Annotated in this window: 16 protein-coding genes and 1 tRNA gene; 11 read left to right on the forward strand and 6 right to left on the reverse strand. The window is 69.4% G+C overall.

Annotated elements, in window-relative coordinates; genetic code table 11:
• Positions 1 to 29: 29 nt before the first annotated feature.
• From galU to NFU81_RS39750, 7 genes are all read left to right on the forward strand, one after another.
• The gene (gene galU / locus NFU81_RS39720) at positions 30 to 938 is read left to right on the forward strand and encodes a UTP--glucose-1-phosphate uridylyltransferase GalU (RefSeq protein WP_251501976.1); all 909 of its coding nucleotides are present in this window, start codon (positions 30 to 32) and stop codon (positions 936 to 938) included.
• Positions 935 to 2,266, forward strand: a complete 1,332-nt coding sequence (glp, locus tag NFU81_RS39725; protein WP_251501979.1) for a molybdotransferase-like divisome protein Glp — start codon at positions 935 to 937, stop codon at positions 2,264 to 2,266. Before galU ends, glp begins: the two co-directional genes overlap by 4 nt.
• Before the next feature lie 88 nt (positions 2,267 to 2,354).
• Positions 2,355 to 2,837 carry a cyclic pyranopterin monophosphate synthase MoaC gene (gene moaC / locus NFU81_RS39730; protein ID WP_251501981.1) on the forward strand — a complete coding sequence of 161 codons (483 nt, stop codon included), beginning with the start codon at positions 2,355 to 2,357 and terminating at the stop codon, positions 2,835 to 2,837.
• Positions 2,834 to 3,367 (forward strand): MogA/MoaB family molybdenum cofactor biosynthesis protein, encoded by a 534-nt coding sequence (locus NFU81_RS39735; protein WP_251501983.1) that lies wholly within the window; start codon positions 2,834 to 2,836, stop codon positions 3,365 to 3,367. Before moaC ends, NFU81_RS39735 begins: the two co-directional genes overlap by 4 nt.
• Positions 3,364 to 3,984 (forward strand): GNAT family N-acetyltransferase, encoded by a 621-nt coding sequence (locus tag NFU81_RS39740; RefSeq protein WP_251502269.1) that lies wholly within the window; start codon positions 3,364 to 3,366, stop codon positions 3,982 to 3,984. The genes NFU81_RS39735 and NFU81_RS39740 overlap by 4 nt, the downstream gene beginning before the upstream one ends.
• Positions 3,985 to 4,101: 117 nt before the next feature.
• Entirely contained in the window at positions 4,102 to 5,103 is a 1,002-nt protein-coding gene (gene sepX / locus NFU81_RS39745) for a divisome protein SepX/GlpR (RefSeq protein ID WP_251501985.1), read from the forward strand.
• Positions 5,104 to 5,171: 68 nt separating this feature from the next.
• Positions 5,172 to 5,245 (forward strand) — tRNA-Ala (locus NFU81_RS39750).
• A 498-nt stretch (positions 5,246 to 5,743) separates the two neighbouring features.
• Here NFU81_RS39750 and NFU81_RS39755 read toward each other — a convergent pair.
• Positions 5,744 to 6,673, reverse strand: coding sequence for an AEC family transporter (locus NFU81_RS39755; protein ID WP_251501988.1), 930 nt, complete (start codon positions 6,671 to 6,673; stop codon positions 5,744 to 5,746).
• A 238-nt stretch (positions 6,674 to 6,911) separates the two neighbouring features.
• Here NFU81_RS39755 and NFU81_RS39760 point away from each other — a divergent pair, with 238 nt between their 5' ends.
• The 4 genes from NFU81_RS39760 (at position 6,912) to NFU81_RS39775 (ending at position 13,664) form a co-directional block, all read left to right on the forward strand.
• The gene (locus NFU81_RS39760) at positions 6,912 to 7,568 is read left to right on the forward strand and encodes a GTP cyclohydrolase II (protein WP_251501991.1); all 657 of its coding nucleotides are present in this window, start codon (positions 6,912 to 6,914) and stop codon (positions 7,566 to 7,568) included.
• 274 nt (positions 7,569 to 7,842) lie between these two features.
• Positions 7,843 to 8,439: a TetR/AcrR family transcriptional regulator gene (locus NFU81_RS39765; protein WP_251501994.1), complete on the forward strand. Its 597-nt coding sequence runs from the start codon at positions 7,843 to 7,845 to the stop codon at positions 8,437 to 8,439.
• Positions 8,440 to 8,631: 192 nt separating this feature from the next.
• The gene (locus NFU81_RS39770) at positions 8,632 to 10,836 is read left to right on the forward strand and encodes an MMPL family transporter (protein ID WP_251501996.1); all 2,205 of its coding nucleotides are present in this window, start codon (positions 8,632 to 8,634) and stop codon (positions 10,834 to 10,836) included.
• A gap of 179 nt (positions 10,837 to 11,015) precedes the next feature.
• Positions 11,016 to 13,664, forward strand: coding sequence for a YfhO family protein (locus tag NFU81_RS39775; RefSeq protein WP_251501999.1), 2,649 nt, complete (start codon positions 11,016 to 11,018; stop codon positions 13,662 to 13,664).
• Positions 13,665 to 13,720: 56 nt separating this feature from the next.
• On the opposite strand, the gene NFU81_RS39780 is transcribed toward NFU81_RS39775, so the two are convergent.
• The 5 genes from NFU81_RS39780 to NFU81_RS39800 all read right to left on the reverse strand — a co-directional run bounded on the left by NFU81_RS39780 (position 13,721) and on the right by NFU81_RS39800 (position 17,367).
• Positions 13,721 to 14,266: a methylated-DNA--[protein]-cysteine S-methyltransferase gene (locus NFU81_RS39780; protein ID WP_251502002.1), complete on the reverse strand. Its 546-nt coding sequence runs from the start codon at positions 14,264 to 14,266 to the stop codon at positions 13,721 to 13,723.
• Positions 14,263 to 15,762: an AlkA N-terminal domain-containing protein gene (locus NFU81_RS39785; protein ID WP_251502005.1), complete on the reverse strand. Its 1,500-nt coding sequence runs from the start codon at positions 15,760 to 15,762 to the stop codon at positions 14,263 to 14,265. The genes NFU81_RS39780 and NFU81_RS39785 overlap by 4 nt, the downstream gene beginning before the upstream one ends.
• 88 nt (positions 15,763 to 15,850) lie before the next feature.
• Complete coding sequence (locus tag NFU81_RS39790) at positions 15,851 to 16,183, reverse strand: GNAT family N-acetyltransferase (RefSeq protein WP_274037055.1); 333 nt, start codon at positions 16,181 to 16,183, stop codon at positions 15,851 to 15,853.
• Complete coding sequence (locus NFU81_RS39795) at positions 16,180 to 16,446, reverse strand: DUF2630 family protein (protein ID WP_274037054.1); 267 nt, start codon at positions 16,444 to 16,446, stop codon at positions 16,180 to 16,182. Before NFU81_RS39795 ends, NFU81_RS39790 begins: the two co-directional genes overlap by 4 nt.
• 72 nt (positions 16,447 to 16,518) lie before the next feature.
• A complete protein-coding gene (locus NFU81_RS39800; RefSeq protein ID WP_251502275.1) occupies positions 16,519 to 17,367 on the reverse strand; it encodes a MerR family transcriptional regulator in 849 nt (282 codons plus the stop codon).
• Between the last annotated feature and the right edge of the window lie 61 nt (positions 17,368 to 17,428).

The raw sequence follows: 17,428 nt of genomic DNA on the forward strand, positions 1-17,428 counted from the left end.
TCACATACGCGAACGCTATGGTGTAGCGCATGACGCGCACACGTACCCGGATCAGCAAGGCTGTGATCCCAGCAGCCGGTCTCGGCACCCGCTTCCTGCCGGCGACCAAGGCGACACCCAAGGAGATGCTCCCTGTGGTGGACAAACCGGCGATTCAGTACGTGGTCGAGGAAGCCGTCTCGGCGCAGTTGTCCGATGTGCTCATGATCACCGGTCGGAACAAGCGCCCGCTGGAGGATCACTTCGACCGCAACTACGAGCTGGAGGAGACACTCAGCCGCAAGGGTGACAAGTCGCGGCTCGCGCGAGTGCGCGAATCCAGTGACCTCGCCACCATGCACTACGTACGCCAGGGTGATCCCAAGGGCCTTGGCCACGCAGTCTTGTGCGCTGAGCCGCATGTAGGGGACCAGCCGTTCGCGGTGCTGCTCGGCGACGACCTGATCGACCCGCGCGACCGGCTGCTCGCCCGCATGATCGACGTGCAGGAGCAGTACGGTGGAAGCGTCATCGCGCTCATGGAGGTCGCGCCCGAGCAGATCCACCTCTACGGTGCGGCCGCCATAGTGCCCACCGGCGACGGTGATGTCGTCCGGGTCACCGACCTGGTGGAGAAGCCCGAAGCCGATCAGGCGCCGTCCAATTACGCGATCATCGGCCGGTACGTCCTGGATCCCGCGGTTTTCGACGCCATCCGTAAGGTCGTCCCCGGTCGCAATGACGAGATCCAGCTGACCGACGCCCTGCGCGACCTGTCCCACAGGGACGACACGGGCGGCCCGGTACATGGCGTCGTCTTCAGCGGCCGCCGCTATGACACCGGCGACCGGGGCGACTATCTGCGGGCGATTGTCCGACTGGCATGCGAGCGTGACGATCTGGGACCGGAATTCCGGACCTGGCTGCGTTCGTACGTCACCGAGGAGATGCAAGAGTGAGCCACGGCGCCGACCATGTGTGGTCCGTCACCGAGTACCTGGACAGCATCCTGGGCCAGCTGACCCCGCTGGAGGCGATCGAGCTGCAACTGCTCGATGCCCAGGGATGTGTGCTGGTCGAGGACGTCACTGTGCCGGTGGCGCTGCCGCCGTTCGAGAACAGCTCCATGGACGGCTATGCGGTACGTGTCGCCGACACGCAGGCCGCAACGCTGGAGCATCCCGCCGTGCTGGAAGTCGTCGGCGACGTGGCTGCGGGCAGCGACGCGCTGCCCGCGGTCGGCCCCGGCCAGGCCGCGAGGATCATGACGGGCGCCCCGCTGCCGCCCGGCGCTGAGGCCGTAGTCCCAGTCGAGTGGACCGACGGGGGAACCGGCGGTGGACCGGCCACCACGATGGCCGCTCACAGCCTGGACCCGTCCGGTGCCGGCGGCGAGGTGCGGGTGCACCAGGGGGCCAGGAAGGGGCAGTTCGTACGAGCACGAGGCAGCGACGTCGCGGCAGGCGAGCTGGCCCTCGCCGCGGGTACGGTCCTCGGCCCCCCGCAGATCGGCCTGCTGGCTGCGATCGGCCGCGGCCAGGTCAAGGTCAGGCCGCGCCCGCGCGTTGTCGTGCTGTCGACCGGGAGCGAACTGGTCCAGCCGGGTGACGAACTGGGACCCGGGCGCATCCACGACTCCAACAGCTTCGTCCTGACTGCCGCCGCCCGTGACGCCGGAGCCATTGCCTATCGTGTCGGCGCCGTCATCGACGAGGTCGAGACGTTGCGCGCCACCATCGAGGACCAGATGGTCCGCGCCGACATCATCGTCACCACCGGCGGCGTCAGCGTCGGTGCATATGACGTCGTAAAGGAAGCGCTGTCTTCCCTCGGCGGCACAATGGACGACGCCGAGGACGGTTCGGGCGGCGCTCATGGCCACGTCGAGTTCCGCAAGCTGGCCATGCAGCCGGGCAAGCCGCAGGGTTTCGGCCGGGTCGGCCCCGACCGCATCCCACTGCTGGCCCTGCCCGGTAACCCGGTCAGTGCATACGTCTCGTTCGAACTCTTCGTCCGCCCCGCCATCCGGACGCTGATGGGCGCAGAATCCGTGCACCGGGACGTCGTACGGGCCGCGTGCGTGACCGCGATCGACAGCTCACCTGAAGGGCGCCGCCAGTTCCTGCGCGGCCGCTACGACCGGACCTCGGGCACGGTGACCCCGGTGGGTGGCGCCGGATCGCACCTGGTTGCAGCACTCGCCCATGCCAACGCCCTGATCGTCGTCCCCGAGGCTGTGACCTCGATGGAAGCCGGCGGCGAGGTCGACGTCGTGGTGCTGGGCTAGGTCCCCGGAACGGTGCGTGCGGGGTCCCGGGGCGCGGAGCCGCGCCTGCCGGTACGGTGTCTGCCCTAGAGACCGCACCGGGAGAACGATGAGCAGCGCGCAGCATCACCTCACCCACCTCGACGAGGCAGGCGCGGCCCATATGGTCGACGTCTCCGCCAAGGACGTGACCGCCCGCTCCGCCCGCGCGAGCGGGCGGGTCCTGGTCAGCCCTGACGTCGTAGAACTGCTGCGTGGTGGCGGCGTGCCCAAAGGCGACGCAATTGCCACGGCGCGTATCGCCGGCATCATGGGTGCCAAGCGAACCCCTGAGCTGATCCCGCTGTGTCATCCGCTGGCAGTCTCGGGCGTCACCGTCGACCTGGAGGTCGCGGACGACGCAGTGGAGATCACCGCCACGGTCAAGACCACGGACCGCACCGGCGTGGAGATGGAGGCGCTGACTGCTGTCAGCGTCGCGGCCCTCACCGTCATCGACATGGTCAAAGCCGTGGACAAGGCAGCGGTCATCACAGACGTGCGAGTCGAGGACAAGACCGGCGGCAAGTCCGGCGACTGGCACCGATCATGACCGGTGGAACCGCTGCCATGCGGGCACTTGCTGTGACCGCTTCCAATCGCGCAGCCGCGGGAGTGTACGAGGACCGCGGTGGACCGTTGATCGTCAGCGCGCTGGAGGCCCTCGGGTTCGCTGTCGACGGGCCGCAGATCGTCCAGGATGGCGAGCCGGTCGGTCAGGCGCTGCGGGCGGCAGCAGCCGCCGGTTACGACGTCGTGGTCACCACCGGCGGCACCGGCATCTCACCGACCGACCGGACCCCTGAGGCGACGCGCCAGGTGCTGGACTACGAAATCCCCGGCATTGCCGAGGCGATCCGGGCCGCAGGGCGGGAGAAGGTGCCGACCGCGGTACTTTCCCGCGGTATTGCGGGGGTCGCGGGCCGCACACTGGTGGTGAACCTCCCCGGGTCGACCGGCGGGGTCAAGGACGGGCTGGCGGTACTCACCCCTCTCCTGGCGCACGCAGTTGATCAGATTCAGGGCGGCGATCATCCGACTTCCGCGCCTTCGGAACCTTCAGTCCCTGGGAGACCGAGCTGAACGGGTCCTGGCCGACGGAACTGGTGGACGGTGACATCACCCTCCGCCCGATCAGAATGCGCGACCAGCGTGCATGGCGTGAGGTCAACCGTCGCAACCGCGACTGGCTGCGCCCCTGGGAGGCCACCGTGCCGCCGGCGCCACCGGGCCACATCGCCCAGCGGCCGACATATCGACAGATGGTGCGCCATCTGCGCAGCGAGGCGAGCGCCGGACGCATGCTGCCGTTCGTCATCGACTACCAGGGCCGGCTGGCAGGCCAGCTCACCGTCGCGGGTATCACCTGGGGGTCGATGTGCTCCGCGCACATCGGCTACTGGGTGGACGAGGCGGTGGCAGGCCGCGGGGTGATGCCGACGTCGGTCGCGCTCGCCGTCGACCACTGCTTCCGCCGCGTCGGACTGCACCGCGTCGAGGTGTGCATTCGGCCCGAGAACGGACCGAGCCGCCGGGTCGCCGAAAAGCTCGGCTTCCGGGAGGAGGGGCTCCGCCCGCGGTATCTCCATATCGACGGCGGCTGGCGCGACCATCTGGTCTACGCGCTCACCGCCGAGGAAGTACCCGAAGGCTTGCTCAACCGGTGGCATCAGGCGAAGCCCGGTGCATCCCAAAAATAAGACAACTGTTCGAAAATGAAGCCTATCGCAAAAAAATCTCGGCCTATCAGCCAGATCGTGCGACACACCGGGCCAAATTCCGTATGGCGTGTCTCGATCCCCCCTACCGTGTAACGCGTGAGCAGTAGTGGCCTCATCTACGCAGTCATCGTCGGGGCCTGGGCTGCCTACCTGGTGCCGATGTGGCTCCGTAGGCAGGACGAGCTCAACGAAGCGCGTCCGACGGAACGCTTCAGTACCGCCATCCGGCTGCTGTCCGGGCGGGCGGCGATGGAGCGGCGCGTCGCCAAAGCGCGAGGTGAGAACGTCGAGCCCGGTAGCGGCGACGTCGAGGACGACCTCGACCCCGCGGACGTTGTGGACGTCCGCGGCCTTGCTGTGCCCGCGACCGAGGTGCGCCCCGTCGCCGGCCGCGACCGTACGGCGGGAACCGGCGCGACGCGCCCGGACCCCCGTGCTCAGGTGCTCGCCCGGCGCCGCCGGACGACCACGCTGCTCTTCCTCGCGTTCACCGTCGGCGCCGTCGCCGCGGCAGTGGGCGGCTTCGGGCTGCTCTGGGCGCCCGCGATCCCGGCCGCGCTGCTGACGGTCTACATCGGCCAGATGCGCCGCCAGGAACGCCGTCGCTACGAGGTACGCCTGGATCAGCGCCATGCCGCGGAGGCGGCGCGGCGCCTGCGTGCCCGGCCTGACCGCGCCCGCCAGGAGCGAGCCCGGGCGGAACTGCCTGCTGTGCCCGCCGAGGAAGCCGCGGCGCCCGCTCCGGCGGTTCCCACGCCGTCACCGCGTACGGCCGACCGCCGCGCGCTGGTCGAGCAGACGGACCACGCCGAGTGGGTCGATCAGCAGCGTGCCCAGCAGTCGGCAGACGACGGCTGGGACCCCGTACCGGTGCCGCTGCCCACCTACGTCACTGCCCCGGTCGCGCCGCGCACCACTGACGGCGTGGACCTCACCGCGGCCGACACCTGGAGCTCAGCCCGCTCGGGGACGACGCCGACTCCCGAGCCCACCGCGCCGCCGGCGGCCCCTCCGGCCCGTCCGCGACCGCGTACCACCCGCACTCCGCTGTTCGACCAGTACGCCGACCCCGACCGTCCGCGCGCGGCAAACGAGTAGCGCTCCCGCCAGCCGATATCGCGTTCACGACCACCCGTGCCGGGATGCTAGAGTTTCCCTCGTTGCAAGGGCCTGTGGCGCAGTCCGGTAGCGCACCTCGTTCGCATCGAGGGGGTCAGGGGTTCGAATCCCCTCAGGTCCACAACAATTCCGTTCTCGCGAGAGAGCGGGAGCGATTGACGAGATCCCGCTGGCCATCATGGTCAGTCGGGATCTCTGTCGTTTCCGGCACTCGTATGCCATGACCATGTCCGTCAGGAGATCCGCCTGTGCGGCTTCCCCGGAAGGCCGGCGCTTTCGGTCGTCGATATTGCCGAGCCGGAGCCGAGGCGAGGGGTGTGGCAACTCCGCCACCGTGGTTGTGCGTCTGCGCCTCGTCCAGCACCAGTGCGACCACGGAGGCGCAGGAGGCGCGAGGCGGCAGCAGCGGACACCGCGGGTCTGTGGGCGGCCGGAGGCGGCGTGCGGAGCCGCCAATGCCCGCGGATGAAGTCCGGGGCGAAACACCGCGGCGCCGTCGGCCAGGGCGATCTGGTCGGCCTCTGCCTTCGACGCCGACTCCACGCCGACGCCCCCCGCACACCCCTGGTACGTCAGCCGGCCTGTGCTAAGCAGGGCATAGGGGGACCGGTTCGTGCGGCTAGGCAAGCAGATAGGCGATCAGCGACAGCGACGCCATGGACAGCAGGGTGGACAGGAGCACGGTGTCGCGAGGCAGGTCGGTGTCCAGGTCGTACTCGGAGGCGAAGATGAACGCGTTCTGCGCGGTCGGCAATCCGGCGCACATCACCACGGCGAAGAGGGCGTGGCCGGAGAGCCCGACACAGTAGCGCGCGAGTACGTAAGCCAGCGCCGGTTGAACCGCGATCTTCAGTGCAACCAGGAGGCGGCGTTCCGTGCGGCCCGCGGGAGTCGGGCGGGTGCGGGCGTTGAGGGACATGCCGAGGGCGAAGAGCGCCGTGGGCACGGCGGCGCCGCCGAGTATCTGCAGGGGCGATGTCAACGCGCCGGGCAGGTCGTCACCCTTGCCGAAGGCGGCGACAACCAGGCCGGCCGCCGACGCGGCGATGACGGGATTGCGAAACGGCAGTCGCAGCATGCGCGGCCAGAGGTCGCCGCTGCCGCGATGAGTGTCGAGATCTATGAGCACCAGGATCAGCGGTGTGATGAACAGCATCTGGAAGAGGGCGGCCGCGATGATGAACGACGTGTCGTGCAGGACGTGCACAGCGACGGGGATGCCGAGGTTCGCCGAGTTGACGTATGCCGCGCACATCGCACCGATCGCCTGATCGGCCTGGCGGCGGTGGAAGACCCAGCGGCTGAGCGCGAGGCCTGTTGCGAAGACGGCGACGAGACTTGCCGCGAAGACGCCGACACCGGCGGTTGCAAGGTCACCGGCATGGGACTTGGCCATGGTCAGGAACAGCAGCGACGGCATTGCGAAGGTGAACGCGAACCTGCCCAGCACGTGTTGGGCACCGTCGCCGAGGAGGCGGTAGCGGCCGCCGAGCCAGCCGAGCGCGGTGACGGCCCAGATGGGCAGGAACCCGGTCAGTACCGAATGCACACGCCCGCCTGATCGCTGCCGTGACCGACCGCTCTTCTCACCGCGTCAGCATGCCTGAGCCGTGCGGAGTGTTGGCGACTGGGGGGCGTATGACCCGATGGTCGTAGTAGTAGTCCCTCCGACCGCCGCTCGGCAGGCCGCCGTTGAACCGATGATGTGACGTGGGCCACGGGCCGACGCGGAAATATTCCGGCGCCCGCAAGAGCTTGAGTTTTCAAGATCTTACGAGGGAGTCGCTATGTCGGCAGACGCAAGCCCGGTGCCCGCAGCGGTGTCCGCTGTACCGCCCGCCGCCGCTGTCCGTACCAAGGTGCGCGTTCCGCTGCGGTTCTCCGACGGGTGGGAGACCACCGTGGACGTCTTCACCTTCACCGGGCTGGCCGACGGCAAGGAGCATCTGGCGCTCGGGATCGGCGACTACGAGGGCGTGGCGGTACCGCTGGTGCGGCCGCACTCGGAATGCCTCACTGGTGACGTCTTCGGCTCCCAGCGCTGCGACTGTGGCCCGCAGCTGCGGGAAGCCCTGGAGCGTATAGGCGAGCGTGGCGGCTATCTCCTCTACCTGCGACAGGAGGGCCGCGGTATCGGCCTGTACGCGAAGCTCGACGCATACGCGCTGCAGGACGACGGCCTGGACACGTACGAGGCGAACCGTGCGCTGGGCCGGGGCGAGGACGAGCGCGACTACACGGCCGCGGCGCAGATGCTCAACGCACTCGGGGTGGCTGCCATCCGGCTGCTGAGCGACAATCCCGACAAGGCGCGGCAATTGGCTCAGCTCGGTACGCAGGTGGCCGAGCGGGTGCCGACCGGGGTGCACATCTCCGACGCCAATGTCCGTTACCTACGCGCCAAGGTCGAACACACCGGGCACACCCTGGCCCTGCCGGCGTGAGGCCGCTGCCGGCGCCGGCGTTTTGCCGCGGGGACAGGTGACGACCTTCGTCGGCTGCGCAATGTGCGTCGGGAATCGACCGCGGGGCGGACAGTGCGGTTGCGCGGCAGGCGAGTGATACGACCCACGATCGAAACGGTGGCGTTTCGATCGTGGGTCGTCTACGCTCTAGGTGTACGACATCGTTTCGATGACGAGGCTACGCGCTGTATCCGACTCATAGAACGACGCCGTACGCTGTGCCCGCCAACCAGTGGATTTCGGAGGTCAGGACATGACGGCTCAGGCGTCCGCCGCGCGTCGTACCCGCCTGACTCCCGAGCGTGAGCGGGAACTGTACGAGGCGGTGGTCGAGCTGCTGCGGGAGGTTGGCTACGAAGCGCTGACCATGGACGCGGTCGCTGCCCGTACGCGGTCGAGCAAGGCCACCCTCTACCGCCAGTGGAAGGGCAAGCCGGAACTGGTCGCCACCGCGCTGCGGCATTCCAAGCCGGTGTCCCTCGCGGACATCGACACCGGGTCGATCGCAGGGGACCTGCACGAGCTGATCCGCTGCCACGACGAGAACGAGACCAAGCGCGACCAGGAGCTGATGCGCGGCCTCGCGCACGCCGCCTTCCGGAACGAAGATCTTTTCCGCGCCCTGCGGGAACTGCTGATCGAGCCGGAGCTGGACAGCTTCCGCGTTCTGGTGCGGCGGGCGGTGGACCGCGGTGAACTGGCCGCCGACAACCCGGCGAGCGAGTTCATCCCGCACATGTTGTTCGGCGGCGCAATGGCGCGTCCCATCATCGAGGGCATCGACGCCGATCCCGAGTACAGCCACAGATACATCGACGCCGTGGTCGTCCCCGCTCTCGGCCTGTCATAAGCCCCACCAGTACGTCTCACCAACGGGACGATCAGCGCACAAGCACGCCGTTTGAGCGGTTCGGTATGCCCCAATGCCGCCGCTCACTTTTCTGAAGACCTTCTGACCTGCCCTACCTGACACGCCGCTCTCGTCGTCGGGCTGGTTCCACACGCCCATTTCCGACCCTTCCTGACGGGAGCCCCTGCCTCCATGGCCACTTTCCTCTACAAACTGGGCCGGTTCGCCTTCCGGCGACGGCGATACGTCGTCCTCGTCTGGGTCGCGCTGCTCGCCCTCGCGGGTGTCGGCGCAGCGACAGCACCGTCTGCGCCGGCGGACAACTTCACGGTGCCGGGCACGGAGGCGCAGAAGGCCTTCGACCTGCTGCATGAACGTTTCCCCGGGACCAACGCCGACGGCGCCAGCGCGCGCATGGTGTTCAAGGCGCCCGGCGGCCAGAAGGTCACCGCCGGGCCGAACAAGGCTGCTGTGGAGAAGGTCGTCGCCGAGCTGGGGCAGAGCCCCCAGAAGGCCACGGTCGCCGATCCGTACACCGCAGACGCGGTCAGCAAGGACGGCACCACCGCTTATACGACGGTCACTTACCAGGCCAAGTCCGCCGAGATCACCGATGCCACGCACAACGCGATCGAGAACGCCGCTCAGCACGGCAGGGACGCCGGATTGACGGTCGAGGCAGGCGGCACCGCGCTGGAGGCGTCGCCGTCCACGGGCAACAGCGAGGTCATTGGCGTCGGTATTGCCGCGGTCGTGCTCTTGATCACGTTCAGTTCACTGGTCGCGGCAGGGCTGCCCCTGTTGACCGCCATCATGGGTGTCGGCGTCGGTATCGCGTCGATCACCGCGCTGGCGAGCACGTTCGGCCTGTCCGCCACGTCGTCGACGCTTGCGTCGATGATCGGACTGGCGGTCGGCATCGACTACGCCCTCTTCATCGTCTCGCGCCACCGCCATGAGCTGATGGAGGGCCGAGACGGCGAGGACGCGGCAGGGCGCGCGGTCGGCACCGCCGGGTCCGCGGTCGTCTTCGCGGGACTCACCGTCCTGATCGCGCTGGCCGGCCTGTCGGTCGTCAACATCCCGATGCTCAGCAAGATGGGCCTCGCGGCGGCCGGCACCGTGGCGCTGGCCGTGCTGATCGCCCTGACCCTGATTCCTGCGCTGCTCGGCTTCGCCGGTCCCAAGGTACTCACCCGCAAGGTGCGCAAGGGCCGAGCGGTCGCCGACGGCAAGCCCAACATGGGGACGCGCTGGGCGCGGCTGGTGGTGCGACGGCGCGTTCCGTTCCTGCTGGCGGGCGTGGTCGCGCTGGGGCTGGCGGCCGTACCGATGAGCAGCATGCAACTGGGTCTGCCCGACGACGGCTCGCAGCCGGTCAGCACCACCCAGCGCAAGGCATACGACATGCTGTCCGACGGCTTCGGAGCGGGCTTCAACGGGCCCCTCATGATCGTGGTCGATGGTGCGCACAGCGACAACCCCAAGGCGGCGGCGCAACAGGTCAAGAAGGCGATCGCCGGTTTCGACGACGTCAAGACGGTGACCGAACCGGCGTTCAACCCCAAGGGTGACGCCGCGACGCTGAGTGTGGTGCCGGAGTCCAAGCCGAGCAGCGCGCAGACCGAGGACCTGGTGCATGTCATCCGAGGCCATTCGGGTGAGTTCACGAAAGCCACCGGCGCCGAGGTCCTGGTGACCGGCACCACCGCGATGAACATCGACGTCTCGCAGCGGCTCAACGATGCGCTGGTGCCCTACCTGGCGCTGGTCGTCGGCCTGGCCTTCCTGCTGCTGATGATCGTGTTCCGGTCGGTCCTGGTGCCCCTCAAGGCTGCGCTCGGCTTCCTGTTGTCGGTGCTCGCCGCGCTCGGTGCGGTGGTGGCGGTCTTCCAGTGGGGCTGGCTGGCCGGTCTGATCGGAGTGGAGCAGACCGGACCGATCATGAGCATGATGCCGATCTTCCTGATCGGTGTGGTGTTCGGCCTCGCAATGGACTACGAGGTCTTCCTCGTCACCCGCATGCGCGAGGCCTATGTCCACGGCGAGACGCCGGGGCAGGCGGTGGTCACCGGATTCACTCACGGCGCACGGGTGGTGTCAGCGGCCGCGGTCATCATGATCAGCGTCTTCGCCGGATTCATCGGATCGTCTGAGCCGATGATCAAGATGATGGGATTCGGCTTGGCAATTGCGGTGGCATTCGACGCGTTCATCGTTCGTATGACCATCGTGCCCGCGGTGCTGGCGCTGCTGGGGCGTGCCGCGTGGTGGTTGCCGCGACGTCTGGACCGCGTGCTGCCCAACGTTGATGTGGAGGGGGAGCAGTTGCGCAAGAACCTCGCCGTTCAGGCGCAGCCGGCGGCCGCGGAGGAACGGCAGCCGGCGGTGATCTGACCCGCACCTCACCCGCGCGGGTGAGCGCCCTGCCGGGCGGTTCGCACACCGAGTGCGCACCACCGGCAGGGCGCTCCTTGTTCACCTGCTCGCCCGGTGGTCGCCATCATTCCGATGGGCATACGTGCCTACGATCTGGCGACATCACCAGGATCGCGCACAGCGGGGGAAATCGACCGATGGCAGTTCAGCAAGACCCCGCCGGTGCCGCCAACCGCTGGCGGGCAGCGCTGTTCGGCACCTTCTCCGCAGTGCTGGCCTTCTGCGTCGGTGACGCCTTCGCGCAGAACTATCCCTTCGGGAAGCGCACCCGCAGCGTCAACGACCTCGGTAACCAGTTCATCCCGTACCACGCCCATCTGTGGGACCTGCTTCATGGCAAGGCCGACGGCGGGCTGCTGCTGAACTGGCAGTCCGGTTACGGCACCAGCTTCCTGCCGGACCTGGGTACGTACCTCTCCAGCCCGTTCGCCCTGCTGGTCGGGGTCTTCCCGCGGGACCGCATCGACCTGGCCGTCTACTTCATCACCGTGCTGAAGATCGGCGCTGCAGCCGCGGCCATGGCCTGTCTGCTGCTGACGCTGCGCGGAGGGCGCTGGTGGGCCGCGGGGCTGCTCGGCGCGTCGTACGCGATGTGCGGCTGGACGCTCGCCGCGGCGTCGTACAACACCATGTGGCTGGATGGACTGATCGCCTTCCCGCTCTTCTGCATGGTCGTGGAATGGGCGCGGACAGGGCGGCGGCCTTTCCTGTCGGTGGCAGTGGTCGCGCTCGGCTGGACGGCGAACTTCTACATCGCGTACATGGCCACGCTCGGCTCGGCCCTGGTGCTGATCGCACTGCTGCTGATGGAGCCTGACGCCACCCGGCGGCACTGGCTGACGTCGATCGGCCGCGCGTCACGGTCCATGGTGCTGGGCATCGGTCTGACCGCGCCGCTGCTGCTGACGATCGTCAAGGGCACGAAACTCGCCTACCCGGGGGCGGTCCAGGAGTTCCAGCCGGCGTCCTGGGCCGACATCTTCGTGCGCCTGCTGCCGGGCACGTACACCTTCGCGACGCCGGCGGTGTACCTCGACACTGCTGCGCTGCTGCTGGCCTTCGTGCTGCCCTTCCACCCGAATGTGCCGCGGCGCACGCGGACGGTGTGGACCGGCCTTGTGCTGGCGGTGACGCTGTCGATGCAGTGGAAGCCGACGCACTTGGCATGGCATGCGTTCGCCACACCCAACGGCAGCGCGTTTCGGCAGACCTTCGTGCTCAGCGGTGTGATGGTCATCGCGGCCTGGCTGGGACTCGCACACGGCCTGCCGAAGCTGCGGCAGATCGCCTGGGGCGCCGGGGCCATGGGCATCGTGGCGGTGATTGCCGCGGTCGGCGCGGCCGACGGGGTGGCAAGCCCCGGTACATACCCGGTGTTCGGCGCAGGCCTTGTGCTGGCCATCGGGGCGCTGCTGCTGCTCGGGCGTGCCGAACTCGTACGCAGCAGGGGTCTCGTGGTGGCCGCCGTCGTGGCCCTGGTCGTTGTACAGATCGGACAGTCGGCCTTCACCAACGCCTGGTCCGACCGCAAGCGCATCGAAAGGCTCGACGACTACGCCCCGTGGGGCAACCGCCAGAACTCGCAGGTCGCGGCAATTGCGTCGGCCGACAACTGGCCCGACTACCGCACCGACCCGGGCCGCGAGCAGACCGTCGGCAACGATCCGATGATGGTCGGCGGACAGGGCGCCGCCTACTACAGCAGCCTGACGCCCGACATCTGGACCTACACGCTGACCTCGCTCGGCGGGGGGTGGACCTCGCACGGACGGTCGCTGCAGAGCCTCAACAGTCCGGTCACCGATGTGATCTTCTCCGTCGGTGCCCGGTCCCACCAGGTGCTCGACCCCCACGACCCGGGGAACCCGCAGAAGAAGGTGCCCTCGACCATCACCCGGCAGCAGGTGCCGCCCCTGGTCACCGTGCACTCGGACAAGCCCGCGTCGGGCTACGGTGAATCGCCTTATCGCAACCAGGAACTGCTGCTCGGCCACAACGTCTATGACACCCCGGGACCGATCACCCTGCACGACGGGGACGGCAACCTGATACCGCCGGACGGCGACCGCTTCCATGTGGTCGGCGGCTACGCCAATCCCAAGCGGAGCACCTACAAGCTCGATGCGGTCTGCCCGGCGGGCGATCAGGTCTATCTCTACACGCCGAACGTGTTCAGCCGTGTGCAGCCGCCGGACGGCGGTCCGAAAATCCGCTTCACGGGGCGCCCGACGTCGAGGCGGGCCGCTGCTGAGCATGTGGGTGATGCGCCGGCCGACGGCCATGTGCTGCTGTCGATGCGCGTCCTGGAGACCAACACGTTCGGCACCGACGCGATCGGCTGCCTCAACATGGGCAAGCTCGCCGCTGCGGAACGCCAGATCGCTGCGACCGCTGCCACATCCGAGCAGGTGACGGACGACGGCATCACCGCGCAATTGCCGCGGGGTTCACGCGGGTTCGCGGTCATCGCGGCGCCGGCCATCAGCGGGTGGCAGTGCTCGGCGGGCAACGGCAGCGTCCACCCCGGTCGGCCGTATCTGGGTCTGCTGTCCGTACCTCTGCCGGCTGACGGCAGTGCCACGTCCGTCTCCTGCTCCTTCACCCCGCCCGGGCTGCACAAGGGCGAGGCCGTCGCCGGGGTGTCGCTGCTCGGGGTTGCCGCACTTGCCGGTTACGGCTGGTGGCGGCGACGGCGTTCCGGCGGGATGGCGGACGGCGGCGACGACGGTGGCAGTGACGTCGTCGCGTCACCCGAGCCGGTGAGCGCGGCGCTGGCCGAGGGGTGAGTTGCGGGGCGTCAGGTTGACGCCCCGCCCGGCGGGGACCTTGAGCCGCCCGGACGTCAGCTCAAGACTGCCTGCTGGGCGCCGCTCTCGAAGCTCAGCAGCCAGCGCTTGCGCTCCAGGCCGCCGCCGTAACCGGTCATGCTGCCGTTGGCGCCGACCACTCGGTGACAGGGGACGATGATCCCGACCGGATTCTTGCCGTTGGCGAGGCCCACTGCGCGGGAGGCAGTGGGCTGCCCCAGGACCGCGGCGAGTTCGCCGTAGGAAACGGTCTCGCCATACGGGATGTCGCGCAGGGCTGCCCAGACCCGACTCTGGAACGGCGTGCCTGATGTCGACAAGTCGATGTCGAAGTCCGTGATGTCGCCGGCGAAGTACCCGGCCAGCTGCTCGGTGGTACGGGCCAGGACCGGGATGTCGTCGGCGGCGACCTGCGAGCCGAAGGTTTCCTGCGGTGGCCTGTGCCGCTGCTGCGTCATGTACAGGCCCGCGAGGCCACCCTCGCGGGTGACCAGGGTCAGTGGGCCGACCGGGCTGTCCATGATCGTGTGGGCGGATGCGCTCAGGGTCGCAGCCTTGGTCGTGCGAGCCGTCGTCGTCATCGTGAAGCGCCTTCCGGTTGAGGATGGTCGGTGGGCAGGACGTTGATCGGATGATCGCCCGTCGCCCACAGGTACTGCGTCGCGTAGGCCCGCCACGGCTGCCAGGCCGCGGCATGCCGGGTCAGCGCCGCCGGTGTGCCGGGCAGGCCGAGGTCACGGGCGGCGTAGCGGACGCCCAGGTCGGTCGGGAGGAAGGCGTCGGGGTCGCCGAGCGCCCGCATGGCGATCGTCTCGACCGTCCACGGCCCGAAGCCCGGCAGGGCCTCCAGCCGCGCCCGTGCGTGCTGCCAGTCGCTGCCGACGTCCAGGTCGAGGTGGCCGTTCTGCAGGGCGCTCAGCAGGGCTGCCAGCGTGTTCCTGCGGCTCTGCGGCATGGCCAGCTCCGCCGGGTCGTGGGCGGCCAGCGCGGCGGGGGAGGGGAAGAGGTGGGTCAGGCCGCCTGCGGGGTCGTCGACGGGGTCGCCGTAGGCCCTCACCAGGCGGCCGGCGTGGGTGCGGGCCGCGGCTGTCGAGATCTGCTGCCCGAGCACCGCGCGCACCGCGAACTCCGGCCCGTCGGTGACCCGCGGCACCCGCCGGCCCGGTGACTTGGCCACCAGCGGAGCGAGAACCGGGTCGGCGGACAGTAGCGCGTCCACCGCCAGCGGGTCGGCGTCCAGGTCGAGCAGCCGGCGGCAGCGGCTGATCGCCTGCGCGAGGTCGCGCCAGTCGGTGAGCCACAGCCGGCAGCCGATGTGATCGGTTTCCGGCCGCAATTCGACGATGCCCGGGCCGTGCGGCAGCCGCAGGGTGCGGCGGAACGCGCCCGCGCGCCATTCCTCGACGCCTGGGACTGCGGTCGCCGCGAGGTGGCCGAAGAGGTTGTCCGGGGTGAGGGGGCGGCGGAAGGGCAGCCGCAGTGCGATGGAGCCTGCCGTGGCCGCGGGGCGGCCCCTGGCGACCCGGGCGCGCAGTTCGCCGGGCGCAAGGGCGAAGACATCGCGCACTGTGTCGTTGAAGGTGCGGATGCTGGCGAAGCCCGCCGCGAAGGCGATCTCGCCCATGGGCATGGTGGTGGTCTCGATGAGCAGCCGCGCGGTCTGGGCGCGCTGGGCGCGGGCCAGTGCGAGGGGTCCCGCGCCCAGTTCCGCGAGCAGCTGGCGCTCCACCTGGCGGGCGCTGTAGCCGAGCCGGGTGGCGAGCCCCGGGACGCCGTCGCGGTCCACCACGCCGTCGGCGATCAGCCGCATGGCACGGGCGACGAGGTCGGCACGCTCGTTCCACTGCGGTGAGCCGGGGCTGGCGTCGGGGCGGCACCTCTTGCAGGCGCGGAAGCCGGCCTGCTGTGCTGCGGCGGCGCTCGGGTAGAAGGTCATGTTCTTGACCTTCGGAGGGACAGCCGGGCAACTCGGCCGGCAATAGATGCGGGTAGTCAGCACCGCCGTGAAGAACCACCCGTCGAAACGGGCGTCCTTCGACTGGACGGCGCGTACGCAGGCGTCGAAGTCCGTATGCACCCCACCAGCATCGCTCCTCGTCACCGTGCTGGTCTGGCGAGAAAACGACATCACGGTGCCGGGTGCTGGCGGGCACCGGCTCCGGTTGTCAGTCGCTGACGCTGCTCTCCGGTACGAACTGCAGATCGTCGTACTCCGGGTGCCTGGCCAGCCACCCGGCAATGAACGGGCAGATCGCCAGAACCCGCAGCCCTTGTGCGCGGGCGTCGTCCAGGGCGGTCCGGGCCAGTGCGGAGCCGATCCCGTGGCCCTCGTAGGCGGCGTCCACCTCCGTGTGGATGAAGGCGATCACCTCGGGCGTGCGGATGTACGCGGCCGTGCCGGCCAGCTCGCCGCCGATCATGGCCTCGTAGCGGCGGGCCTGCGGGTCGTCGGCGACGCTCACCGCCGCGGCGTCGCCCTTTGCGCCGGGAGTCGTCACGACCGGTAGCCCTCCACCGTCGAGGAGGGGCGGACACGGGCGCCACCGGGGTCCTCGCCTGCCTCGGTCAGGGCGCGGCGCTGCCGCAGCAAGTCCCAGCACTGGTCGAGTTCGTGTTCCAGCGCGGTCAGGCGCGCGCGTTCGTCCGCACCTTCGGGTCCGGCGTCGGCGAGAAGATCGCGAAGCACCTTCTCGTCGGCGACCATCTTGCTGATGCGGCCGAGTATGGCCTGCTCCGCACTGGCGTCGTGGGGCTGTTGCACGGGGGACACCTCCCAGGGGTCACTGTTGTCCACTCTTGCAGGTCGTCGGGCGCGGCGCTCGCGATACGCGGGTCAGCCGCCCTCGGCGGGCCGCTGCGGGTCTCGCTGGGCCTCGGACGGCGCGGAGTGCCGCGCGCCGGCCGCGGAGTCCGAGGCGGCAGCCTGGCGGCGCAGCCACGCGTCGATCTCGATGCGCACCCGGCGTTCCATGGCCAGCGACATCTCGGCGTCGACGATGTCCTTGGCCAGCGGGCGAAGGCGCTGCATCGCGTCGGAGATGTGCTGGGCCTGCTCGGGCGGTACGTCGTCCAGTGGGCCGAGTACATGGGTCTTGACGACCTGGGTGAACAGTTCGGCAATGGCGTCGACGTGGCTGCGCACCTCCCGGCCCGCGGCGAGGACCGCCGCCAGCGGTACGCCTTCGCGTACGAGGGCGGCCGACACGTCGAGCAGGCGGCGGCTGGTGTGCAGTGCGCTCTCGCCCGCCACGGAGATGTAGCCGATTTCCAGAGCCGCGGTCAGGTTCTCCGGGCTGGCGTCGTCGCCGAAGTAGTCGGCGAGATCCTCAGGGGTCAGGACGACCGGGGTCTCGTCGGACCAGGGGGCCGCGAGGGTGCCGCCGAGGCCGAGCAGCTCTGCCACGCCGTTGAGCGTGCGGCCGTTCTCCCATGCGGTGATCAGTTCTGCGATGCCGCCGAGGGTGTGGCCGCGTTCCAGGAGCGCGGCGATCGTCTGCAGCCTGGCGAGGTGGCTCTCGGAGTACCAGGCGATACGGCCGTCGCGTCGCGGTGGCGGAAGGAGGCGCCTTTCGCGGTAGAAGCGCAGTGTCCTGACGGGTATGCCGGCCGCTCTTGCCAGCTCCTCAACGCGGTATTCGCGCGCGCCGGGTTGTCCGCCGGAGCGTGCGCCGGCGCCATCCACTGTGCTCGTGTCGTCCACGCGGTCGTTCACCCGCCCAGCCTATGCGTTTGCGTAAGGGGCT

This window comes from Actinacidiphila cocklensis (assembly GCF_907177275.1).
Classification (GTDB): Bacteria; Actinomycetota; Actinomycetes; order Streptomycetales; family Streptomycetaceae; genus Actinacidiphila; species Actinacidiphila cocklensis.